Below are 22,585 nucleotides of genomic sequence, written 5' to 3'. Positions count from 1 at the left end.
CTCTTATGAGCCAGGCAAAATCCGCGAGCATCATGGATTCTCGCATCCTCATTCCGGCCGTGGGCGCCGCTTTCAAGAAGCTGAACCCGCGCACGCTTTCCAAGAACCCGGTCATGTTCGTCGTGGCCACCGTCTCGGCGCTCACGACCGTCCTCTTCATCCGCGACCTCGTAACCGGCGGCGGAAATCTCGGCTTCTCCTTCCAGATCAATCTTTGGCTCTGGTTCACTGTGCTCTTTGCGAACTTCGCGGAAGCTGTCGCCGAGGGTCGCGGCAAGGCACAGGCCGACTCGCTGCGCAAGGCCCGCACGGAGACGCAGGCCAAGCTGCTCAGCGCCAACAACGCCAGCGGCTATCGCCTCGTGCCGGGAACGAGCCTGAAGGTCGGCGATCTGGTCCTTGTCGAGGCCGGCGACATCATCCCGTCCGACGGCGAAGTCGTCGAGGGCGTCGCCTCAGTGAATGAAGCCGCCATCACCGGCGAATCCGCCCCAGTCATCCGCGAATCCGGTGGCGACCGCTCGGCTGTCACCGGCGGCACGCAGGTGCTCTCCGACTGGATCCGCGTGCGCATCACGGCGGCCGCCGGTTCGACGTTCCTCGATCGCATGATTGCGCTCGTCGAAGGTGCGGAACGCCAAAAGACGCCGAACGAAATCGCGCTCAACATCCTGCTCGCAGGTATGACGCTGATCTTCGTGCTCGCCACGGCCACGATCCCAAGCTTTGCGTCCTATGCCGGCGGCTCGATCCCGATCATCGTCCTTGTCGCCCTCTTCGTGACGCTGATTCCGACCACGATCGGCGCCCTCCTCTCGGCCATCGGCATCGCAGGCATGGACCGTCTCGTCCGCTTCAACGTCCTCGCCATGTCCGGCCGCGCCGTCGAAGCTGCAGGCGACGTCGACACGCTGCTGCTCGACAAGACCGGTACGATCACCCTCGGCAACCGTCAGGCGACCTCCTTCCGTCCGGTCCACGGCGTGTCCGAGCAGGAGCTTGCCGACGCAGCTCAGCTCGCCTCACTCGCCGACGAAACGCCGGAAGGCCGTTCGATCGTCGTGCTCGCCAAGGAGAAATATGCGATCCGCGGCCGTGAGATGGCGAACCTGAAGGCCCATTTCGTGCCCTTCACGGCCCAGACTCGCATGAGCGGCGTCGATGTCGAAGGTTCGTCGATCCGCAAGGGCGCAGTTGACGCTGTTCTCACCTATGTCAATTCCGGCCCCACGTCTGTTTCGGGCAATGCTGTCGTGGCCATGCGGACGGACAGCGATGTCATCAGGGAACTGCAGGCGATCTCAGATGAAATCGCCAAGGCTGGCGGTACGCCGCTTGCGGTCGCCCGCGACGGCCGCCTGCTTGGCGTCATCCAGCTCAAGGACATCGTCAAGGGCGGCATCCGCGAGCGCTTCTCCGAGCTGCGCCGCATGGGTATCCGCACCGTCATGATCACCGGCGACAATCCGATGACGGCAGCCGCCATCGCCGCCGAAGCGGGCGTGGACGACTTCCTCGCCCAGGCGACGCCCGAGAACAAGCTGTCGCTGATCCGCGAGGAGCAGGCGAAGGGCAAGCTCGTCGCCATGTGCGGCGACGGTACGAACGACGCCCCCGCCCTCGCCCAGGCCGATGTCGGCGTCGCCATGAACACCGGCACGGTCGCTGCCCGCGAAGCCGGCAACATGGTCGACCTCGACTCGGACCCGACGAAGCTCATCGAGATCGTCGAGATCGGCAAGCAGTTGCTTATGACTCGCGGCGCCCTGACGACCTTCTCGATCGCCAACGACATCGCCAAGTACTTCGCCATCATCCCGGCGATGTTCCTGACCTTCTATCCGCAGCTCGGCGTGCTGAACATCATGGGGCTCGCAACGCCGCAGAGCGCCATCCTTTCGGCGATCATCTTCAACGCGCTGATCATCATCGCGCTGATCCCGCTGTCGCTGAAGGGTGTTAAATACCGGGCTATCGGCGCCGGCGCGCTCTTGTCCCGCAATCTGCTCATCTACGGTGTCGGCGGCATCATCGTCCCGTTCATCGGCATCAAGGCGATCGACATGGTCATCACGGCCATCGGTCTCGCCTAAGGAGTTGAAATCATGTTGAAAGAACTTCGTCCGGCAATCGTCATGATCGTTGCCACCACGGCTATCACCGGCCTTCTCTACCCGCTCGCCATGACCGGCATCGCTCAGACGCTCTTCCCGACACAAGCGAACGGCAGCCTCTTGGAAAAGGACGGCCAGGTGATCGGCTCGACGCTGATCGGCCAAGCTTTCACGAGCGACAAGTATTTTCATGGCCGGCCTTCGGCGGCGGGCGACGGATACAATGCAGCAAGCTCCAGCGGTTCGAACCTTGGTCCGACCAGCCAGAAGCTTCTCGACCGCGTGAAGACTGACTACGAAGCCGCAAAGGCGACGAACCCGAATGCCGAGGTCCCGATCGATCTGGTAACGGCCTCCGGCAGCGGGCTTGATCCGGATATCTCGCCGGAAGCCGCCTACTTCCAGGTGCCGCGCGTCGCCAAGGCTCGCAACATGGACGAGACTGCGGTGAAGGCTTTGGTTGACGGCGCTATCCGCTCTCGCGAGCTCGGCATTCTGGGCGAGCCCACCGTCAATGTTCTGGCATTGAACCAGTCCCTCGATGCTTCTATGACTCAGTGAAGCTGAAGGCCCCGGAGCGCTTGCGGGCGTTCCGGGGCCTTGCTGATAAAGAAAGATTACGCGAATGCCGGACGACAGAAGCGATCAGGCCGCCAGGCCCTCGCCCGACGCGCTTCTCGAGAAAGCGCGCGCCGAAATGCGCGGCCGGTTGAAAATATTTCTGGGTGCCGCGCCCGGCGTAGGCAAAACCTACGAAATGCTCTGCTCCGGCCGCGCGAAACTTGCGGATGGCGTCGACGTTGTTGTCGGGGTCGTCGAGACGCACGGCCGCAAGGAGACGCAGGCTTTGCTCGATGGCTTCGAGATCATCCCGCGCGTCGCGGTCAACTACAAAGGCCGGGCGCTGGAGGAAATGGACCTCGATGCCATCCTTGCCCGCAAGCCTGACCTCGTTCTGGTCGATGAGCTCGCCCACACGAACGCAGAAGGCAGCCGGCATCCGAAGCGCTATCTCGATGTCCAGGAGCTGCTGGAACGCGGTATCGATGTCTATACGACGCTGAACATCCAGCACGTGGAGAGCCTGAACGACGTCGTCTCCCAGATTACCCGGATCCATGTGCGCGAGACGGTGCCGGATTCGATCATCGACGTGGCGGACGATGTCGAGATCATTGATCTGACACCGGATGACCTGATCAAGCGCCTGCACGACGGTAAGGTTTACGTGCCACAGACGGCTCAACGCGCGTTAACCAACTATTTCAAGCCCGGCAACCTGACAGCGCTTCGCGAGCTCGCACTGCGCAGGACCGCGCAGCGCGTCGACGACCAGCTCGTGAGCCATATGCAGGCGCACGCGATCTCCGGGCCATGGGCGGCAGGTGAGCGTGTGCTGGTGGCAATCGACCACCGTCCTCGCTGTGCCTCGCTCGTCCGCTATGCCAAGCGTATGGCCTCGCGACTGCGCGCCCCATGGTCTGCCGTCTACATCGAAACCACCCGCTCGATCGGCCTGACGGAAGAGCAGCGGGATACGATCGCGGCGACGCTGCGGCTCGCCGAACAGCTCGGCGGCGAAGCGCTGACCCTTCCCGGCAGGCAGGTTGCCGAGGAACTGCTTCGCCACGCAACTTCCAACAATGTCACACATATCGTCATCGGATCGCCTGAGAAACAAACATGGCGGCAATGGCTTTGGCCTTCGCCGGTTGATGAACTGATCCGGCATGCCGGCGATATCAGCGTTCATGTCATGTCCGGCAACGAAAAAGAGGGTGAAGCGGCTCGGGGCGTCAAACCGGCGCCGGCTGTCTCGACGTTCAACATTCGAAGCTATGTGCTCGCAACGGCCTACGTTGTCATTGCGCTCGCCGTCAGCACCGTGCTCGATCAGGTGCTCGATGTCCGCAACCTTGCTCTCGTTTTCCTGATGGCGGTGCTCACCTCTGCCGTTATCCATGGCCTGCGGCCCGCGCTCTACAGCTGCCTTCTCGGCGCATTCGCCTTCAATTTCTTCTTCCTGCCGCCGCGTTTCACGCTGACGATCAGGGATCCCGAGAGCGTGATCGCCTTTTTCTTCTTCATCGGCGTGGCGGTAGTTGCGAGCAACCTGACCGCAACCGTACAGCGTCAGGCCGCCGCTGCCCGTCAGCGCGCGCGCACGACCGAGGATCTTTATATTTTTTCCCGCAAGCTCGCGAGCACCGGCACGCTTGATGACGTGCTTTGGGCAACGGCCTTCCAGATTGCCTCGATGCTCAAGGTTCGCGTTGTCCTGCTTCTGCCTGAGGACGATACGATCGCGGTCAAGGCCGGATATCCGCCGGATGATACGCTGGACGATGCCGATATCGCCGCGGCCTGCTGGGCCTGGGAGCACAATCATGCTGCCGGACGCGGCGCTGACACGTTGCCAGGCGCAAAACGCCTTTATGTGCCGCTTAGGACCGGGCGTACAGCGGTCGGCGTGATCGGGCTCGATAGCGACCGCCGCGATGGCCCGCTGTTTACGCCCGAACAGCAACGGCTGCTGGATGCGCTCGCCGACCAGGCAGCGCTTGCGATCGAACGCATTCAACTCGTCGCCGATGTGGATCGTGCCAGACTCGCTGCGGAAGCCGATCGCCTACGCTCCGCCCTGCTCACTTCGATCTCCCACGACCTGAAAACGCCGCTGGCTGCAATCCTCGGCGCATCCGGCACGCTGCGCGACTATTTCGAGTCCATGCCGGCAGAAGACCGTAACGATCTTCTGACAACGGTGATCGACGAGTCAGAACGCCTGAACCGGTTCATCGCCAACCTGCTCGACATGACAAAAATCGAATCCGGAGCGATGGAGCCGAACTACGGCCTGCATTATCCGGGTGACATCGTCGGCAGCGCCCTCAGGCGGGCGGCAAAGATCCTCAAACACCACAGGACCGAAGTGACCATTCCGGCCGACTTACCGATGGTGCGTGTGGATCCGGTGCTTTTCGAGCAGGCGCTCTTCAACCTCCTCGACAATGCCGGCAAATATGCGCCCGAAGACACGGTGATCCGGGTTGGGGGCTGGGTCGACTCGGGTTCCGTCGTTTTTCAGATCGCCGACGAAGGCCCCGGCATTCCGCCCGGCGACCTCACCCGCATCTTCGACACCTTCTACCGCGTCCGCAAGGGCGATCAGGTGCGAGCCGGGACGGGCCTCGGCCTTTCCATTTGTCGCGGCTTCATCGAAGCGATGGGCGGAACGATCGTCGCCGGAAACCGCAAGGACCGCGCCGGCGCGGTATTTACCATCCGTCTGCCGATACCTCATGACATTCCAAAACTGGATGAACTCAAATGACCGGCTCAGCCGTGAAAATTCTCGTCGTCGACGACGAGCCGCCGATACGCAAACTGCTTCGCGTTGGCCTAAGCGCCCAAGGCTATGAGGTGCATGAAGCGCCGAACGCCACAAGCGCCTACGCAGCCGTGAAGGAAGATGCCCCGGACCTCATCGTTCTGGACCTTGGCCTTCCCGACAAATCGGGTCACGACCTGCTGCGGGAATGGCGGGAGGATGGCCTATCTGTGCCCGTCGTCATTCTCTCCAGCCGCACCGATGAGGCCGGCATCGTAAAGGCGCTCGAGACCGGGGCCGACGATTACGTCACCAAGCCTTTCGGCATCAACGAGCTTGGAGCACGCATCCGCGTCGCACTGCGCCACCGCTTGCAGCAGCAGGGCGAAAAGGCGGTCTTCCAGACTGGGGGCCTTTCCATCGATCTCGTCAAGCGGATCGTCAAGGTGGACGACAAGGAGATCAAGCTGTCCCCGAAGGAATACGACATTCTTCGCGTGCTTGCGCAGCACGCCGGGAAGGTGTTGACGCATCAATTCCTTTTGAAGCAGGTCTGGGGACCGGCTGCCGACGTTCAATATCTGCGGGTATATGTGCGGCAACTGCGACAAAAGGTGGAGCAGACCCCGGATCAGCCGCAATATATCACCACCGAGACCGGTGTCGGCTACCGGCTCAGAGAGCCGGATTGAATTCCGGCATCACACATCCCGTCGATAGACAACGGAAAACATGAATCTCGCACATATCATCCGGCCGGAACATACTTTCGTCGGCGTTTCGGTGCCCACGAAATGGCGCGCGCTGCAGAATCTCGCCGAAAGAGCCGGCAAGGCGTTCGGTATTGAGGAAAAGACCATCCTTCAGGCGCTGGAAAGTCGCGAAAGCCTCGGCTCGACCGGTATCGGCAATGGCATCGCCGTGCCGCATGCCGCAATCGCCGGCATGACGAGCCCGCGCGGCCTCCTGGTGCGCTTCGCGCAACCCTTGGATTTCGAGGCCATAGACGATGCACCGACGGATATCGCTTTCATGCTGCTTTTCGGCGAGAGCAATCGCGGTGAATACCTCAACGTGCTTGCCGCCATTGCACGGCGCCTGCAATCGGAAGGCGTCCTCGCTTCCATGCGGCAGGCCAGAAACGTCGATGAGTTCTATGCGAGCTTCATCGGCGATTCTCGATCATGAGGAAACGCCCGGGGAGACGAAGACTTTGGCGGCCGCTTCCCTGATCGTCTGGATCAGGATCGACATCGGCAGTGAGGGGTTGGGCTCCGTGCGCATCGTAAGGCCAACCGGCCCCTTGGTTTCGCTCGTGTCGATAGGAAGGATGCCGAGCAATCCGTCGGCGATATCCGTCGCCACCACGCCCGCCGAGATGATCCAAATTGCCTCGCTCGAGCGAACGAAAGCCCGGCCGAACGAATCCGACACTGTCTCGATCTGGTTCGGCAAATCGGCGACACCATTGGCAATCAAGAAGCTCTCTACGAAAGGCCTGATGATCGATGCCTGGGTTGGCATCAATACCGTATAGTCACCAATTCTCGAAAAGATCGGCTGCTTGGCAATCAGCAGAGGATGCCCTGCCCGCACGGCGAAGACCACCTGCTCAGAATAAAGGTGCTCAAAGGAAAAGCCGGCCATCTTTTCGGGCGCAGCAAGCCGCCCGACGACGAGGTCGAGATCGCCGACACGAAGCTGCTCGAGGAGCACCGCATTTTCGCCCGTGACGATCTTGATACGGCTCCAGATATTCTCTTTGAGAAACAGGTTCATTGCAGGTGGCATAATGTGCGTCGACACTGTTGGAAGCGCGCCAACGCGGATCAGGGGAGCATTCCCAACGCGCTCGTGGGTCACGCTGTCGAGCCCTTGCCGGACGGCGGTTAATGCTGTGCCTGCATGCCTCAGGAACACCTCGCCGTAACGCGTGATCTTGATACCCCGCCCGTCGCGCTCGAAAAGCTTGACACCCAGCGCCTCCTCCAGCTCACGGATTGTCTTCGTCACGGCAGGCTGGCTGACATGCATGAGCCTGGCGGCCTTCATCACGCTTTTCTGGCGGGCGACCTCGACAAAGGCCTGCAAATGGCGGAGCTTAATTCGGCTATCGATCACGACCTCATAACCTCCGAGTTATTCGAAATCCAAAAAAGATCATTTTACATAACCGAATTAAACATTCAATTTCATCTCTGGAGGAAGTCGCTGTGCAATTTGCCCATATCAACGATATCGCCATTCACTACCAGATCATTGGCGGACCTGCCGACAAGCCGGTCATCGTCTTTGCCAATTCGCTCGGCACGGATTTCCGCATCTGGCGGGATGTGGTCATGCGGCTGGCAGGCGATTTTGCGATCGTGCTGTACGACAAACGCGGCCACGGTCTTTCCGATGTCGGCCAGGTGCCATATTCGATTGAGGATCATGCTTCCGACCTGATCGGTCTGCTCGACACGCTGGAGGTGAAGCAGGCCTTCATCTGCGGCCTTTCAGTGGGCGGCCTCATCGCCCAGGCGGTTTATCAAAGACACCCGGAGCTTGTGCGCGGTCTCATTCTTTGCGACACGGCCCACAAGATCGGCACGGCCGAAGGCTGGAACGCCCGTATTGGGACGGTCGCCGACAACGGCATCGGCAGCATTGTCGACGGCGTGATGAAACTCTGGTTCACACCGGCATTTCGGCGTCCGGAAAACACTGCCTACCACGGCTACAGAAACATGCTCGTGCGCCAGCCGGTCGAGGGTTATCTCGCGACCTGCGAGGCGATCCGTGATGCAGACTACACCGAAGCCGCGAAAAGGATTGCTGTTCCGACGATCTGCATCGTCGGCGATCAGGACGGTTCGACGCCACCGGACCTGGTGAAATCCACCGCGCAACTGATCCCGAACGCCCGCTTCGAAGTGATCCGCGACGCTGGTCATATCCCCTGCGTCGAACAGCCGGAGGCGCTCACAGCCGTCATCCGCGCCTTCATTGATTCCGCATTGCATGGAGAAAAGAGCCCATGAGTGACACTTCGCTTCCTTCCGAGCGGTATCGGCAGGGTATGGCGACCCGCCGCGCCGTCCTCGGCGATGCCCATGTCGACCGAGCGGAGGCGAGTTCGACTGCCTTCGACAGGCCATTTCAGGAGCTGATTACGGAGGCGGCCTGGGGCCATCTCTGGTCGCGGCCGGAGCTGACCAAGCGCGAGCGTTCGATCGTGACCATTGCTCTGCTTGCCGCTCTCGGTCAGGATGACGAGGTTGCCATGCATGTGCGCGCCACCGTCAATACCGGCGCGACGCGCGAGGATATCCGTGAAGCGCTGCTGCATGTGGCGATCTATGCGGGCGTGCCTGCAGCCAATCACGCGATCAAGATCGCCAAGCAGGTCTTCGAACAGATGGATGCCGAAAGGGCGGCATAAGAGGAAACCATGACCGATATACCGAACCGCAAGCCAGAGATCGGCGCCTTCTTCGCCCGCGACCGCGCCTGGCATTCGCCGGCCTACACACCCGGCTACAAGACCTCGATCCTGCGTTCGCCGCAGCGCGCCCTGCTGTCGCTCGACGGCACCATCTCGGAGATCACCGGCCCCGTCTTCGGCCACTCGATGATTGGCGAACTCGACAACGATCTGATCCAAAACTTCGCCAAGCCCGGTGAAAGCGCCATCGGCGAGCGCATCATCGTGCATGGCCGTGTGCTCGACGAACGCGGCCGGCCGGTGCCGGGTGCGCTCGTCGAATTCTGGCAGGCCAATGCCGGCGGACGCTACCGCCACAAGAAGGAAACCTATCTTGCGGCGATCGACCCGAACTTTGGCGGCTGCGGCCGGGCAATTACCGATGAGGAAGGACGCTATTTCTTCCGCACCGTTCGCCCGGGCGCCTATCCATGGCCGAACGGCGTCAACGACTGGCGCCCGGCCCATATCCACTTCTCGATCTTCGGCCACGGCTTTTCGCAGCGGCTGATCACGCAGATGTATTTCGAGGGCGATCCGATGATCTGGAAGTGCCCGATCGTCGGCACGATCTCCGACAAGGCGGCCATCGAGCAACTGATCGCGCCGCTCGATTGGGGCAACACCATCCCTATGGATTCGCGCGCCTATAAGTTCGATATCGTGCTGCGCGGCCGCCGCTCGACGATGTTCGAAAACAAGCTGGAGGGCAACTGATGACTCAGGAACTCGGCTATCTGAAGGAAACCCCGTCGCAAACGGCAGGTCCCTACGTTCACATCGGCCTGACGCCGAATTTCTGTGACATCGGCGGCGTTTACGAGAACGACCTCGGAACGAAGATGGTCAACGACAAGACGCTCGGCGAGCGGATCACCGTGACCGGCCGCATCTTCGACGGCGCAGGCGCGCTCGTCCGCGATGCCGTCGTCGAGATCTGGCAGGCAGACAGCGCCGGTCTCTACAACAGCCCGGCGGAAATGCGCGGAACCGCCGATCCGAACTTCACCGGCTGGGGCCGCTGCCCGACCCGCGCCGACGACGGCGTCTATAGCTTCGAAACCGTCAAGCCGAGCAAGGTACCGTTCAAGGACGGGCGGAAGATGGCACCGCACATCACCTTCTGGATCGTCGCCCGCGGCATCAATATCGGCCTGCATACACGGATGTATTTCCCCGAGGAGACCGACGCCAACGCGGCAGATCCGCTGCTCGCCCGGATCGAACATCGCGAACGCGTCGCGACGCTGATCGCGGCTAAGGACGGATCAGCCTATACTTTCGACATCCGGCTTCAGGGTGACGGAGAGACGGTGTTCCTGGACATTTAGCTGTGAGCGCCTCTGTCTTCGACCACCCCTTTCTTTCTGGCCTTCTCGGCGACGAGGAGACGGCTGCCTATTTCTCAGTTGACGCGGATATCCGCGCCATGCTTGCCTTCGAGGCGGCGCTGGCGAAAGCAGAGGCGGCGCATGCCATCATTCCGCTCGGCGCCGCTGCGGCAATCAGCGGCGCATGCTCTTCGTTCGCTCCCGACCTTGCGGCACTTCGCAATGCCACGGCGCGCGACGGCGTGGTTGTGCCCGAACTCGTACGCCAGCTTCGCGCTGCCGCGGGTGATGCGGGGGCGCACGTGCACATCGGTGCGACGAGCCAGGACGTGATCGATAGCAGCCTGATGCTGCGATTGAAGCCTGTCGCATACCTCTTTGCCGGCCGTCTCGTGGCTATCGATGCGCACGTTACGGCACTGGAGGCAAGTTTCGGCAACCTGCCGCTGATGGGCCGGACGCGCATGCAGGCGGCCATCCCCATCATGGTCGCCGACCGGCTGCGGGCATGGCGCTCGCCGCTCGAGGGCTATCGCGAGAAGCTGACAGAACTGCGCTTTCCGCTGCAATTCGGTGGCGCGGCGGGCACGCTGGAAAAGTTCGGCGACAAGGCCGGGGCCGTGCGGGCTTCGCTCGCGCAGGAGCTCGGCTTGACGGACCTGCCGCAATGGCAGAGCCAGCGGGCCGGCATTGCCGAATTTGCCGGCCTACTGTCGCTGATCAACGGAAGTCTCGGCAAATTCGGCCAGGATATCGCGCTGATGGCGCAGGCGGGCGACGAGATCGCCCTCAGCGGCGGCGGCGCCTCCTCGGCGATGGCTCACAAGCAGAACCCCGTGGCGGCGGAGACGCTGGTTGCCCTTGCGCGGTTCAACGCGACGCAAATTTCCGCCATCCACCATTCCATGATCCACGAGCAGGAGCGCTCCGGCGCGGCCTGGACCCTCGAATGGATGGTTTTGCCCCAAATGGCCGTGGCCTGCGGGGCAGCACTGCGGCTCGCCCAGGATCTTGTCGGCAATATTCGCCGCCTCGGACCGCCACCAGCTTAAATAACGCCGAAGGCACCATCGGCGATCAACCAACGTAGGACGCTGCAGTTGGAAGATCGCCTATGGGCATTAATCGTTGGCAGAAGCTCTGCCAAGGTGCCTGTCCGGAAACACCAGCGACTTGATGACGACCGGAACGGCCCCGGAGGTCTCCAGCATTGCGCCGATATCGATGAAATCGAACTCGTCGAGCTTGATCCCGTCGATGGACACAAGCGTCCCGATTCCGGTCTCCAGTTTGCAATGCATGCCAACCAGTCCCCCGACATCGCCGTTGCCGACGAGGATCAGCGGATGACCTTTGTCGAGGATGGCCGAGAGACCGTCCACGACGCCGCGGCAGAAATCGTCGAGCCGGCGATAGCTTGCCGATCCCTCCCAGTCGTAGCAGAGCGCCACCGGGTTATCGCCCTCGCCGAGATCGAGGCGGGCCAGCGAGTCGCGAATCTTGGCCGCGACATCGGCACGATCAATCTCGTCGCCGAAGACGATCGCAGGCTTGATAACCGGCACGTTGCGGACCGGCAGCGTCTCCAGCGGATGCACGAAGATCGTGCTGCCACTCACCTGCACCGTATATTGCGAGGCACCGACCACAGTGGCGCGGATACCCTGTTCCGGCTTCTCCAGTCGCGGACCCCAGCCTTCCAGCCGCTTGCGCAGCGTTTTGGCCAGAAGCGGCCCAAGATCGCTGAACTCGGCCGCGGTCTCAGAATAGAGGAATTCCGAAACGCCGCCGGAAATGGTCACGACATCGGGCAGCGGTGCTGCCGGCAGTGACGGCAAGCGATGCAGCTTCAATGTCTCGGCGCTCATCTCCCCACCCTGCATGGCCTCGAAGAGCTGGTCGACCATTGCATCGGCAAGCTTCTGCGCATCCTCTTGCGAAAGCACTTCGCCGAGTTCGACGCGAACGCCGGCACGGCGGCCGAAGTAGCGGCCGGCCTCCTCGACGCGATTGATCCTGCGCTCGTCATCGAAGGCGACGATGCGGGCGCCGATATCGATCGCCGCGATCGCCTGGATGGCATTGTTGGAAGCGCGCGCGAGCTTCGAGGTGCCACCGCCGATATCGACGTTGAGCACGGTCTCGCCCGTCTTGCCGGAGCGCGAGACGGCGCCGGAGCCGAAGGCTGCAAGCGTCGTCTCCAGGCCGTCGCCGGCACTGACGACGACGAACTTCCCCGTCTGCTCGGAGAAGAGTTCGCCGATCGCCCGCGCATTGCTGCGCCGAACGGCGACACCGGTGAGAATCAGCGCGCCTGTATCGATCGACTCAGGCGTGATATCGGCCGCCTCGTACTGCGCCTTGATGAAGGCGCCGAGCACGTCCGCGTCGATCTCGTCCTCGCCGCGATAGGGCGTCAGCAGCACGTCCGATTGATGCAGCAGCGTGCGTTCGACCACCATGTAACGCGTATCGAGCCGCTCGAGCACGATACGCGAAAAGGCAAGATGGGAGGTCGAAGAGCCGATATCGATGCCGACGCTGACCAGCACGATTTCGTCTTCGACTTCCATGCTGCGGCCGATATTCGAGAAGAATATGCGGCCGCCCTGTTCCTCCGTGTCGTCCGACATGATCAGACGACGGTCGACTTCTTCGCGGTCGTATCGGCCGGCTTTTCGTACCATTCCGGCTTCATGCGGACTTCGACGCCGTTCTTGTTCAGAAGCGCCTCATACTCCTGACGAATCTGCGGATCTTCCATCCAGTACGGGATCGCGGTGCCGCCTTCGTTGACGTCGATCGCGGTGTAATCGGTATGCTTTTCGCCGGGCGCGCCCGGGTCGCGGCCCGGATTGTGCGGGCCGAACCAGGCCGTCAGGCGGAAGGGTTCCTTGGAGACGCTGAAGTGCTGGTGATACCAGCGCGCGCCGCCGGGAGCAGCCGTGACCATGCCATACTGGCCGTAGTCGAGGCGGCGGACGCGATCGGCATGGCCGGTCGCCCACGGGTTAACGCCGCATTCTTCCGGCCAGGTATAGGTATAGCCCTGACCCTTGAGGCAGATCAGGATCGCTGCCGAGGTATGGGCGTGCGCCTTGGAATAACGGCCGTTCTCGTGCTGGCCGATCCAGTAGTAGAAGGCGTTATTGGTCATGAAGGGCTCGACGCGGCGATAGCCGACCGAGCGGCGGTTATCGAGCGGCAGCTCGCAGTTGACGGCATCCGGCATAAAGTTGGTGCGGCGCATCGCGAGGCCACGGACCGGATCGGGCTCGATCTCTTCGCGATACTTGTAGAAGTCGTCGGCGCCGGAGAAGCGGTCACGGAAGAGGAAGGGATTGTTGAAGACGGCGTCGACGTTCTGGATCTGGTTCAGGACGTTCGGAGCGGTCGTACCGCCGAGCAGCAGCGCCGGGCTGTTGGTGGCGTTGACGATGCGGTGCATGGCGTTCATCGGGATCGAGAACATCGATCCTTCCTGCCATTCGAAGACGTGCTTCTTGCTCTCGCCGTCGAGCCAGACTTCGGTCGAGCCGCGGCCTTCGACGACGAGGTAGATTTCCTCGTACATGTGCTTTTCAGGGTTCAGCGCACCTGCTGCGGGAACCTCGACCAGGTGACAGCCCCACTTCGTTTCCGTGCCGTAGAGCTGGATATAGGTGCCGCGCCCGCCGGTGCGCTTCCAGGACTTCAGCGGCAGGTTCTTGACGCTGTCGACGCCGAGGTCGCGGAATACAGGGATACCCTCTTCTTCCATGAACTGGTCATAGGGGGTCGGCTGCTTCTTGAATTCGCCGAAGCCCGCCTTCTTGGTGCCTGCCGGCTCATGCCAGTGCGTTCCTGTACCGCCGCCCAATGGATCCTGATGCATATCGTCTTACTCCTCTCGATTATGAGGCCTGCCATCGCTGCTTGCCGCGCGCCGCAGAGTTCCTCCCGATGACCGCGGCACCTGCCGCCAGATGATTCGTTCCTCTATAAGGAACGTTGTTCTTCTTTAATCCTAACGTACATCCGCTCCCGCGTGAAATCAACGACTTTCGCGACGGTTCGCCGATCTTCTTCGCCTAGGAAAAAAGCAGCGACTTGATGACGACCGGAATGACGCCCGGCGGGTTGATGAACTCCCCGAGATCGACGAAATCAAGGTCTTTCAGCTGGACGCCGTCGATGGAAATCAGGTTCGGACCGATCGCAAGCTCGCGATCGAGAATGCGGCCGAGCGTTTGTCCGACATCCCCGTCGATGACGAGGACCAGCAGTTCCTCTCGCCGGCCAGAGGGCGCGGCGAAGGCCTTGACCGCCTTCGCAACTTCAAGCAGCCGGCCGTAGTCCGGAAGTCCCGTCCACGTAAAAGCCAGCGCCAAAGGCGCATTGATGTTCGTGTCCTGGCGGGACGCAGCTCCCTTGAACGCAGCGGTGATCGCTTCCGCATCCACCACTTCCGGAATGGCGCGGCCGAGATGGACCACCGGAATATTATGTGACGGCAGCCCCTTGTCGCCAGTGCGATACATGGTCTTGCCGCTCACCTGCACGGTAAACTGCGATGCGCCGATGACCGTTGCGCGGATGCGCTGGCCGGCATCGACGATCGGCACGTCGAGACGCTCGGTAAGCTGGGCGATGATCTCCTGGGCAAGCATCTGTGCGATGTCCCCATGACCGGCGGTTTCATATTTGAAAATATATTCGGACACGCCGCCCGAGAAGGTAATGTAGTCCGGCTTGCCGATCCGCTCCAGCGGCTCGGTCAGCTCAAGCTCTTCGCCGAGGGCATCGAGCGGAACGCCGAGGATCTGATCGACTGCGACGGCGGCAAGGCGCTTTGCTATGGCTTGGCGGTGTTCCGATTTCGCAAGGGTTTCCGCGTCCGTCGCAATCCCGAGTTCCCTTGCGACGATCTGCGCCGATTCGTCCACGCGCGACCAGGTGCCGGTCTTGTCCTGGGCGATCAGTCGCCCGCCGACTGCGAAGGCCGACACGCTCAGGATTTCTCCCTTGCTGATCAGCGCGAGTTTCGTCGTGCCGCCGCCAATATCGACGTGCAGCCCCCGCGCATTGCGCTTCCTTGACAGTTCGGTTGCACCCGATCCGTGGGCCGCCAGCATGCATTCCAGTTTGTGGCCCGCCGTCGCGCAGACAAAGCGGCCGGACTCGTGTGCGAAGATTTCGTCAATGGCCCGGGCATTCTTGCGCTTGATGGCCTCGCCGGTCAGGATCACCGCGCCGGTATCGATGTGGCTGCGTTTGAATCCCGCATCTTCATAACAATGCGCGAAGAAATGGCGCAGTTCATGCGCATCGATCGTGCCATCGGGCAGGAACGGCGTCAGCAGAATGGGCGAACGCCAGACCACCTGCCGGTCGATCACGGTGAAGCGGCTGGAGAGATCTTCGGTTTCGCGGCGCATCGTCACGCGGGCAAAAAGCAGGTGCGATGTCGAGCTGCCGATGTCGATGCCGACGGTCAGAAGCTCGACTGTCTCCTGCTGCCACAGCCAGTCGGAAATCGCCTTGCGTTCGTCTTCGGACAGATCGCCATGCTCGTGTTCGAAATCGAGATCGTGCACGCGCGGTATCTCCTGTGCGTTTCTGCCGGCTCTCGCCGGCGCCGGATGGAACCGGCATCAAAGGAAGTCCCCGTTTCACAACGGGGACTCGATTTGCCTTCAAGATCAGCTTGCCGGTCCCTTGAGGATCGGGGTCTGGATGACGCCGGTCAGGCTTGCCTTCGGGAGCGCCAGGACTGCCGGCTCGTCGAAGATATCGCCCATGGCCGACGGCACGCCGGTCTTCTGCAGTTCCTCGAGGAACTTGCGATGGACGCGCGGATCCTGATCCTCGTATTCGATCTGGCGACCGCCATCCTTGACCGACGTCGCCCCGCCGCCTTCGGCACTCTTGCGGCGCAGAGAGATGAACGGATAGCGGCGGCTGCCGAGCGAGCAGGCGACGTAGCGGGCCGGCTGGTCGCAGGTGTTGAAGTGCTGGTGGTACATCCAGAACGGCGGCGTGTACATGTAGCCGTGGCGCCAGGGGATTTCCTTGAATTCGGAATCGCCCTCGTACCACATCAGCGAATAGCCCTCGCCGTCGACGGCATGCACGTGCGTGCCGGCTGCATGGCGATGCGCCTTCTTGTAGCGGCCGACCGGCATCTGTGACACGTGCGAATGCATCGTGCCGTCAGCGAGAACGAAGTTGACGTTGAGCGAGCCCTTGCCGCGACCGTCGAACTCATAGAGCTTGAAGCTCGTCAGGTCGTGGACGAAGTTGGTTTCCCAGACATTCTGGATCTTGCGGGCGGATTCAGCGCCATAGGTGTAAAGCACACCCTCGCCTTCGAAATGCTTGGTGCCGCCGACACGGTCGTCGAAGTCGAAGTCGTTGTCGAAGATGAACTTCAGATTGTGATAGAGGTTGATGCTGAGCGGCGCATCGTTGGTGCACGACAGCCGCACGGTTTCCTGGCCGGAGCCGTTGTGGAACTGGTACTGGCAGTTGAGCGGAATGGCAAACAGCGCCTTCGGGCCCCATTCGAACGTCCGGGTTTCGCCGTTCGGCAGCCAGACCGTCGTCGAGCCGTAGCCGGACAGCACGTAAAAGAAGGCCTCGTAGAGATGCTTGACCGGCCGTGTCTTCTTGCCCGGCAGAACCTCGATGACGTAATTCGTCATGAAATCGCCCATGCCAACGGTATGGGCAAAGCAGCCGCGGGCGTCATAGCGGTCCCACGCGCTGGTCTCGAGCGCAAGCAGGTCATGGCCGAGGTCGAAATGGATCGGGATCCCCTCGCCCTGGGCCCAGTCGCGATACGGATCGACAAGGAATTTCGAATTGCTGGGATCGGCGGTCGGAACCGGATCGGTCACGGTTGTCTTTTCATTGGCCATAACAACATCGCTTTCATTTCAGTGCTTCAGTTTTCCCCGCCAAGCCAAAGTGCCGGAGCGATCCGGCACACACGTGCGGGCGTGAACTTTAAAGGCGCCGCAACAGCGGGCGCTCAGGCAAGACCTCCCTCGGAGGCCGGCAGCGGCCGAACGACCCTGCCGAGATAGTTGGCTTCAGGCCCGTAGAGCAGCCCTTTCACATCATCGGCCTTCAAGGACTTGATGATCTGGTCGACCTGACCGGCGAGCGGCAGCATCAATCCCGCCTTCTGCGCCAGATCCAGCGTCACATCCATGTCTTTTTCCTGCCAGGTGAAACGCGTCGTATCCCAGCGGGCGAGCGTTCCGTTCGTACCGGGGCAGAGCAGCAGGATCTCGCGCATGCGCTGGGCATCGATCCCATAACGCTTGGCGATCAGGAGCGTTTCGTAGTTCGCAACGCAGTGAACCCAGTGCAGCAGATTGTTGCAGGCCTTGGCGATCTGGCCGGCGCCCAACGGGCCGACGCGCAACACATCGCGGCTGTAGCACATCAGCGCCAGGCGAATGCGCTCGACATCCTCCTCCGTTCCGCCGCAAAGCGTCAGCAGCGTGCCGGATTTTGCACCGGCGGCTCCGTAGACGACGGGCGCATCGACAAGGCCGATGCCCTTTTCCTTGAGCTTCGGCCCAAGCTGAAGCATCGTCTCCGGATTGATCGTCGCTGCGACCGCGATGACCGATCCCGCAGCCGCGCTTTCCGACAGTTCCTCGCAGACATCGATCACCTGCTGGTCGCTTGCGACGACCAGAACGTAAAGCTCGGCCTCGGAAAGATCGCTGAGCGCCGTCTTGACGGCGATGCCGCGTGCGCCGGCGGCAGCCAGCCTTTCGGCGTTGATGTCGAAGGCTGAGACCTCATGGCCTTTGTCGAGCATGTGGCCGGCCATAGCCAACCCCATCTCCCCCGTACCGACGACTGCAACCTTCATGCCTGCCTCCACAGATATTTGCGTACTGTCACGAATTTAGCCCTCATGCTGCGTCACGACGTCGATCAAGGCCGGCACGCCGTTCTTGACCTGCGCGATGGCGCGCTCGAGGGCAGCGCCGATGTCATTCGCATCCTCGATCGGACCTTCCGCATACCAACCGAGGCCGCGGGCGAGTGTCGCAAAGTCCGGCGCCGGATCGAAGAGATCCATGCCGATATGAGCGCGCTCCTCCGGCGTACCGCGTTGGCGGGCGACGGTGATCTGGTGTTCCCAGTCATTGTAGTAGGCGCGGTTGTTATGCATGACGCAGAGGAACGGAACCCGATGCTTGGCGGCAAACCACAGCGCGCCGACGTCGAACATGAGATCGCCGTCCGTCTGGCAATCGACCACCAGGCGGCCGGTGCCTCGATGAGCGAGCGCAATACCTGTCGCCATGCCAATTTGCGTGCCGGTGCCAAGCGCCTTGCCCGGCCAGCGGTAAGGCTTGTCGAAATCCCAGAGCTTCAGCGCCCAATCTTCGAAGGCGTTGGTGGTCAGCACCCAATCCTCGTGCTGGATCTTATCCCACACCTCGCTCGCGAGGCGAGCGAGCGTCACAGGCTTGGCGTTCCAATCGTTTCGGGCCTCTTCGCGCCATTTGGCGCGCTGGGCGTCGTGCATGGCACCGACGGCCTTTGCACGTTCAGCAATGCGGCTTGCAAGCTTGGCATCGCCCTTGACGCGATCCTTGATCAGCGACGTCAGCGCCGGGATCGCCAGCGCCGTATCGGCAAGCACGCGTTGCGCCGTCTCGGGGAAGCGCTGATAATCCGTCGCCCACTTGGAGATCTCAATGTCGGCGAAGCCGATATCGAGCCAGTCGCAGCCCTTCGGAAAGAGCGGCTTCAGCGTGCGGTTGATGCGGTCGTTGACATGTGTCGGCCGTTCCCAGTCGCGGCAGTCGAGCAGCGTGATCAGGTCAGCCCGCTTGAAGATGTCCTTGCTCATCCGCATGTCGAGCGGATGCTCGGTCGGGAAGTTCAGGCGCCACTGTGTATCGACCACGGGCGCGCCGAGCGTCTCTGCCAGGCCCACCATGTCGGAATAGCCGTTCTTGTCGCGGCCGACGAATTGCGGCAGCAGCACCGGCCATTCGGCCGAAACGAGCCTGTCAGCCGCTTCCTCGAGCGCCTTCGGATCGGGCGCGATGCGGCTCGGCACCTTGGCCGATTTCGGCGAGGGCAGCGCAATTGGCGCCTCCAGCGGCGCTTCCTGCAACGCGGCGTCGTAGCACATATAGATCGGGCCGCGCGGCTCGGTCATCATGATCGAATAGGCGCGAGCAAAGCTGTCGACGACGCCGTCGATGCCACCCGGCTGGTAGTCCCACTTCACATAGTCGCGGACCTGGTTGCCCTGGACGTTGGCTGTATGCGCCCAGTCGACGCGCGGACGGCGCTTACCTTCGTCCATCGGGCCGGTCGCGCCGATCAAGAAGACGGGCGCCCGGTCGGTGTAGGCGTAGTAGACGCCCATGGTCGAGTGCAGCAATCCAACCACGTTATGGACGATCACGGCCAATGGTTCGCCGGTCGCCTTCGCGTAACCGTGAGCGATCTGCACCGCAACCTTCTCGTGCTGGCAGACGAGCATCGGCGGATTATTGCCGTTATGGTTCACCAGCGAGTCATGGAGGCCGCGATAGCTGGCTCCCGGATTGAGCGTGATGAACGGAAATCCGTATTGCTTGATCAGGTCGGCAATAATGTCCGACTGCCATGCCGAAGGTCCACCGTCCTTCTTCACAGCCGTCTCCTCGGCCGCGACCATTACCTTATCCACTGTCTCCCCCCTTCCTGATCCGGTCAAAATACGGGCGGCTCTCGTAGCCGCCCGCCAGTTCGAGATTGCCTCCGGTCAGTTGTCCTTCAGCGAATCCTTCAGGAAGCCCACCACCTCAGGAGTCTGGTTCATGGCGTTCTTGACCAGGTTACCGACGTCGTCACCCATCTTCGGATCGACGGGGAGACCAATTTCCTTAGCCTTGGCAAGGAATTCCGGATCGGACGTCGCCGCGGTATAGGCGTCGCGCAGAGTCTTGAGGCGGTCGGCTGGCATATCAGGCGGCCCCGCGGTCAGACGCGAAATATCACTCTGAGATTCGACGAGCGCGATGACGCGCTTTGCGTCGTCATTGTTGACGAAGCTGGCGAGCTGCGGCACGTCGGTTTCCGAGCCGCCGATCTGCGCGATCAACTTGCCGTTTCCAGCGTCAACGAAGGGCTGGAAGGTGGAACGCGAGCCGATGATGCCCTGAACCTCGCCGCGGCGCATGGCGAGCTGGTCGTCACTGCCGTTGTAACCCGAGACAACCTCGATCTTCAGACCGAGCGCCTTGACGAGCATTGTCGTTTCGATGGTCGATGCGCTGCCGACGCCGGCAGATGCGAACTTGATCGGCTCCTGGAGCTTCGCCAGGTCTTCGTAGCTGTTGATGCCCGAATCCTTGGAAACGACGATGACGCGCGGATCAGACGAAACCTTTCCGATCCACGACATCTTGGCGAGATCGAACTTGATGCCCGGGTTGCCGGAAAGCTGGCTGTAGATCAGGCCGGTATTGAACGTGCCGAAGGTCAGGCCGTCGGGATCGGAAGCATAGATGAAGTTCGCCCCGATCAGATGGCCCGCGCCCGGCATGTTCTGAACGACGAACGTCGAACCCGGCAGGTGCTTCTGCATGAACTGTGCGACGAGTCGGCCGTTGGTGTCATAGCCGCCGCCCGGTGCGGTCGCGACAATATAGTTGACCGTCTTGCCCTTGAAAAATTCCGGACCTTCCTGAGCAAACGCATTGCCTGTCCAGAGCGCGGTCAGCGCAGCGGCGCCAAAAGCCGCCATACGAATGGATTGCATGTTCATTACTTCCCTCCCATTGAGCTGTGCATGCGATACACGGTTAATCTCAGTTGATAGTCTGACTTACGAACTCGACGATCTCTGGTGGTTGGTCGAGCGCGCATTGAACGGACGAAGCTACCGCTTCGCCAACCTCCTAAGTGACCGGCAGTTCCAGTGCCTCGGCCTTTCAGGAGTTCCGGATCCGAAATCGCGGCGGCATAGGCGTCCCGCCGCGCCCGGAGCGAACATCCATTCTCCCGTAAGGCCTCCTTGCGACCCGACGACAATTGCCTTGCCGCTGTTAGATCGTGTTGATCCCGAGGGCGTGTAGTACCCAGGGGGTGACGAGGCCCGGATGAAGCTCGATGCCAAGCAACCTGCCGAACACCAGATAAAGGACGAGCGTCGCAGCTGCCGCGAGCGCGACAGAAAGCTTCCAGCTGCACTCTGCCTGCCGCTTTAGGAACGTCAGCAGCATGATAGGCACGCTGATGTAGAAACCAAAGGCGACGACACCGGCGATGAAGCTGACGAAATAGGCGGCCATCACCAGCTCCTGGCGCGCGGTGTGCGGGCCGAATTCCGGCAGCTCAGCCTCGTCGCTGCCGCTCTCCGGCGAGCTGGCGGCGGCAATCGCCTGACCAACCGATGCGGCAGCAGGCGCTGCCGGCGAACGGAAGAGATCGATCGCGAGCTGGATCAGACAAAGCGCGATGCCAGGCACACCAACGACCAGCGGCATGAAACGCGCCTTGGCTGGAAATCCGAAAGATAGCCCGACCATCGAGGTAAAGATCACCAGCATGACAACGGTGAGGCAGGTACTGAACGTTACATTCTTCATGGTCATGGGCTGACCTCTGCGTTGTGGCGGCGTGCTGCCGGCCGGAAGTTACGATAGAAGGCATAGCCCATCAGCGAGACGATCATGGCAATCAGCACGAGCGAGAGCGGGCGAAGGAAGAAGCTGTAACCCCAGAGCTGAAGCGCCTGGTGCAGCGATGCTTCCGCTTTGCCGCCGAGCACAAGGCCGATGACGAAAGGCGCACGTGGCCAATCTGCACGAAGGAAGCCGTAGCCGATGGCGCTGAAGATCACGAGCATCACTAGGTTCTGCCACTGGAAGTCACTGACGAAGCAGCCGAGCGATACGAACACAAGGATGAAAGGCACGAGCATGCGGCCGTTCACGAATGTGAGTACCGCGACCCACCGACAGATAACAAGCAGCATTGCTACGGCGATCAGGTTGCCAACCACCAGAGCCCAGATCAGCGTCCAGACGAGGTCGAGATGCTTGGTGACCATCAAGGCGCCGGGCTGGATTCCGAGGATCAGGAATGCGCCGAGCAGGACCGCCATACCCGAGCTGCCTGGGATGCCGAAGAACAGTGTCGGAAGCAGCGAGCCGCCTTCTTTACCGTTGCTGGCGGTTTCCGGCGCGATGACGCCTTCGATCGCGCCCTTGCCGAAGCGTTCCGGGTGCTTGGAGCTTTGAACTGCATGGCCATAGCAGAGCCAGGCTGCAGTCGAACCGCCGAGACCAGGGATCATGCCGATGATGGCACCGATCACCGAGGTGCGAAC

At 61.7% G+C, this 22,585-nt stretch carries 20 protein-coding genes; 10 read left to right on the top strand and 10 right to left on the bottom strand.

Annotated elements, in window-relative coordinates; genetic code table 11:
• The first annotated feature begins 5 nt into the window (after positions 1–5).
• The 5 genes from kdpB (at position 6) to ACPYOI_RS20860 (ending at position 6,633) form a co-directional block, all read left to right on the top strand.
• The gene (gene kdpB / locus ACPYOI_RS20880) at positions 6–2,093 is read left to right on the top strand and encodes a potassium-transporting ATPase subunit KdpB (RefSeq protein ID WP_481418932.1); all 2,088 of its coding nucleotides are present in this window, start codon (positions 6–8) and stop codon (positions 2,091–2,093) included.
• A gap of 12 nt (positions 2,094–2,105) precedes the next feature.
• Positions 2,106–2,675 (top strand): potassium-transporting ATPase subunit KdpC, encoded by a 570-nt coding sequence (kdpC, locus tag ACPYOI_RS20875; protein WP_168830232.1) that lies wholly within the window; start codon positions 2,106–2,108, stop codon positions 2,673–2,675.
• 64 nt (positions 2,676–2,739) lie between these two features.
• Positions 2,740–5,448 (top strand): DUF4118 domain-containing protein, encoded by a 2,709-nt coding sequence (locus ACPYOI_RS20870; protein WP_481423313.1) that lies wholly within the window; start codon positions 2,740–2,742, stop codon positions 5,446–5,448.
• Complete coding sequence (locus ACPYOI_RS20865) at positions 5,445–6,137, top strand: response regulator transcription factor (RefSeq protein WP_168830230.1); 693 nt, start codon at positions 5,445–5,447, stop codon at positions 6,135–6,137. The genes ACPYOI_RS20870 and ACPYOI_RS20865 overlap by 4 nt, the downstream gene beginning before the upstream one ends.
• A 40-nt stretch (positions 6,138–6,177) precedes the next feature.
• Positions 6,178–6,633 (top strand): PTS sugar transporter subunit IIA, encoded by a 456-nt coding sequence (locus ACPYOI_RS20860; protein WP_168830229.1) that lies wholly within the window; start codon positions 6,178–6,180, stop codon positions 6,631–6,633.
• Here ACPYOI_RS20860 and pcaQ read toward each other — a convergent pair.
• On the bottom strand, positions 6,628–7,566 hold the full coding sequence (gene pcaQ, locus ACPYOI_RS20855; RefSeq protein WP_481420070.1) for a pca operon transcription factor PcaQ: 939 nt from the start codon (positions 7,564–7,566) through the stop codon (positions 6,628–6,630). The two genes, ACPYOI_RS20860 and pcaQ, sit on opposite strands and share 6 nt — an antisense overlap.
• Positions 7,567–7,658: 92 nt before the next feature.
• On the opposite strand from pcaQ, the gene pcaD reads away from it, so the two are divergent.
• Genes pcaD through ACPYOI_RS20830 form a run of 5 tightly spaced genes read left to right on the top strand, consistent with a single transcriptional unit; the run spans position 7,659 to position 11,294 of the window.
• A complete protein-coding gene (pcaD, locus tag ACPYOI_RS20850; RefSeq protein ID WP_481420071.1) occupies positions 7,659–8,468 on the top strand; it encodes a 3-oxoadipate enol-lactonase in 810 nt (269 codons plus the stop codon).
• On the top strand, positions 8,465–8,869 hold the full coding sequence (gene pcaC, locus ACPYOI_RS20845) for a 4-carboxymuconolactone decarboxylase (RefSeq protein WP_481420072.1): 405 nt from the start codon (positions 8,465–8,467) through the stop codon (positions 8,867–8,869). The genes pcaD and pcaC overlap by 4 nt, the downstream gene beginning before the upstream one ends.
• Before the next feature lie 9 nt (positions 8,870–8,878).
• Positions 8,879–9,628 carry a protocatechuate 3,4-dioxygenase subunit beta gene (gene pcaH / locus ACPYOI_RS20840; protein WP_481420073.1) on the top strand — a complete coding sequence of 250 codons (750 nt, stop codon included), beginning with the start codon at positions 8,879–8,881 and terminating at the stop codon, positions 9,626–9,628.
• Positions 9,628–10,242 (top strand): protocatechuate 3,4-dioxygenase subunit alpha, encoded by a 615-nt coding sequence (gene pcaG / locus ACPYOI_RS20835; RefSeq protein ID WP_481420074.1) that lies wholly within the window; start codon positions 9,628–9,630, stop codon positions 10,240–10,242. The genes pcaH and pcaG overlap by 1 nt, the downstream gene beginning before the upstream one ends.
• 2 nt (positions 10,243–10,244) lie before the next feature.
• A complete protein-coding gene (locus tag ACPYOI_RS20830) occupies positions 10,245–11,294 on the top strand; it encodes a 3-carboxy-cis,cis-muconate cycloisomerase (protein ID WP_481420075.1) in 1,050 nt (349 codons plus the stop codon).
• 69 nt (positions 11,295–11,363) lie between these two features.
• Here ACPYOI_RS20830 and ACPYOI_RS20825 read toward each other — a convergent pair whose 3' ends face one another.
• The 9 genes from ACPYOI_RS20825 to ACPYOI_RS20785 all read right to left on the bottom strand — a co-directional run.
• Positions 11,364–12,929, bottom strand: a complete 1,566-nt coding sequence (locus ACPYOI_RS20825; protein WP_481423312.1) for an ethanolamine ammonia-lyase reactivating factor EutA — start codon at positions 12,927–12,929, stop codon at positions 11,364–11,366.
• Positions 12,878–14,116: a cupin domain-containing protein gene (locus ACPYOI_RS20820; RefSeq protein ID WP_481415294.1), complete on the bottom strand. Its 1,239-nt coding sequence runs from the start codon at positions 14,114–14,116 to the stop codon at positions 12,878–12,880. The genes ACPYOI_RS20825 and ACPYOI_RS20820 overlap by 52 nt, the downstream gene beginning before the upstream one ends.
• Before the next feature lie 196 nt (positions 14,117–14,312).
• Positions 14,313–15,818 (bottom strand): ethanolamine ammonia-lyase reactivating factor EutA, encoded by a 1,506-nt coding sequence (locus ACPYOI_RS20815; RefSeq protein WP_481415295.1) that lies wholly within the window; start codon positions 15,816–15,818, stop codon positions 14,313–14,315.
• Positions 15,819–15,923: 105 nt separating this feature from the next.
• Complete coding sequence (locus ACPYOI_RS20810; protein WP_481415296.1) at positions 15,924–17,141, bottom strand: cupin domain-containing protein; 1,218 nt, start codon at positions 17,139–17,141, stop codon at positions 15,924–15,926.
• Positions 17,142–17,254: 113 nt separating this feature from the next.
• Positions 17,255–18,112: an NAD(P)-dependent oxidoreductase gene (locus tag ACPYOI_RS20805; protein WP_481415297.1), complete on the bottom strand. Its 858-nt coding sequence runs from the start codon at positions 18,110–18,112 to the stop codon at positions 17,255–17,257.
• A gap of 36 nt (positions 18,113–18,148) precedes the next feature.
• Positions 18,149–19,939 carry a thiamine pyrophosphate-binding protein gene (locus ACPYOI_RS20800; protein WP_481415298.1) on the bottom strand — a complete coding sequence of 597 codons (1,791 nt, stop codon included), beginning with the start codon at positions 19,937–19,939 and terminating at the stop codon, positions 18,149–18,151.
• 75 nt (positions 19,940–20,014) lie between these two features.
• The gene (locus ACPYOI_RS20795) at positions 20,015–21,019 is read right to left on the bottom strand and encodes a Bug family tripartite tricarboxylate transporter substrate binding protein (RefSeq protein ID WP_481415299.1); all 1,005 of its coding nucleotides are present in this window, start codon (positions 21,017–21,019) and stop codon (positions 20,015–20,017) included.
• Positions 21,020–21,299: 280 nt separating this feature from the next.
• A complete protein-coding gene (locus tag ACPYOI_RS20790) occupies positions 21,300–21,848 on the bottom strand; it encodes a tripartite tricarboxylate transporter TctB family protein (RefSeq protein WP_168830219.1) in 549 nt (182 codons plus the stop codon).
• The coding region (locus ACPYOI_RS20785) for a tripartite tricarboxylate transporter permease (protein WP_481423311.1) at positions 21,845–22,585 on the bottom strand (741 nt) is incomplete at its 5' end. The genes ACPYOI_RS20785 and ACPYOI_RS20790, both read right to left, overlap by 4 nt.

It is taken from the genome of Rhizobium sp. SVR5-2C, assembly GCF_056755115.1.
Note: the sequence above shows the minus strand (reverse complement) of the source record. Positions and strands in the feature narration are given on the sequence as shown.

Bases quoted from the DNA above. Each gene is read 5' to 3' on its own strand.
- ACPYOI_RS20865 (WP_168830230.1), top strand. From the start codon at position 5,445: ATGACCGGCTCAGCCGTGAAAATTCTCGTCGTCGACGACGAGCCGCCG.
- pcaG (WP_481420074.1), top strand. From the start codon at position 9,628: ATGACTCAGGAACTCGGCTATCTGAAGGAAACCCCGTCGCAAACGGCA.
- pcaC (WP_481420072.1), top strand. From the start codon at position 8,465: ATGAGTGACACTTCGCTTCCTTCCGAGCGGTATCGGCAGGGTATGGCG.
- ACPYOI_RS20860 (WP_168830229.1), top strand. From the start codon at position 6,178: ATGAATCTCGCACATATCATCCGGCCGGAACATACTTTCGTCGGCGTT.
- ACPYOI_RS20810 (WP_481415296.1), bottom strand. From the start codon at position 17,141: ATGGCCAATGAAAAGACAACCGTGACCGATCCGGTTCCGACCGCCGAT.
- ACPYOI_RS20870 (WP_481423313.1), top strand. From the start codon at position 2,740: ATGCCGGACGACAGAAGCGATCAGGCCGCCAGGCCCTCGCCCGACGCG.
- ACPYOI_RS20805 (WP_481415297.1), bottom strand. From the start codon at position 18,112: ATGAAGGTTGCAGTCGTCGGTACGGGGGAGATGGGGTTGGCTATGGCC.
- ACPYOI_RS20790 (WP_168830219.1), bottom strand. From the start codon at position 21,848: ATGACCATGAAGAATGTAACGTTCAGTACCTGCCTCACCGTTGTCATG.
- ACPYOI_RS20795 (WP_481415299.1), bottom strand. From the start codon at position 21,019: ATGAACATGCAATCCATTCGTATGGCGGCTTTTGGCGCCGCTGCGCTG.
- kdpB (WP_481418932.1), top strand. From the start codon at position 6: ATGAGCCAGGCAAAATCCGCGAGCATCATGGATTCTCGCATCCTCATT.
- ACPYOI_RS20820 (WP_481415294.1), bottom strand. From the start codon at position 14,116: ATGCATCAGGATCCATTGGGCGGCGGTACAGGAACGCACTGGCATGAG.
- ACPYOI_RS20825 (WP_481423312.1), bottom strand. From the start codon at position 12,929: ATGGTACGAAAAGCCGGCCGATACGACCGCGAAGAAGTCGACCGTCGT.
- kdpC (WP_168830232.1), top strand. From the start codon at position 2,106: ATGTTGAAAGAACTTCGTCCGGCAATCGTCATGATCGTTGCCACCACG.
- pcaH (WP_481420073.1), top strand. From the start codon at position 8,879: ATGACCGATATACCGAACCGCAAGCCAGAGATCGGCGCCTTCTTCGCC.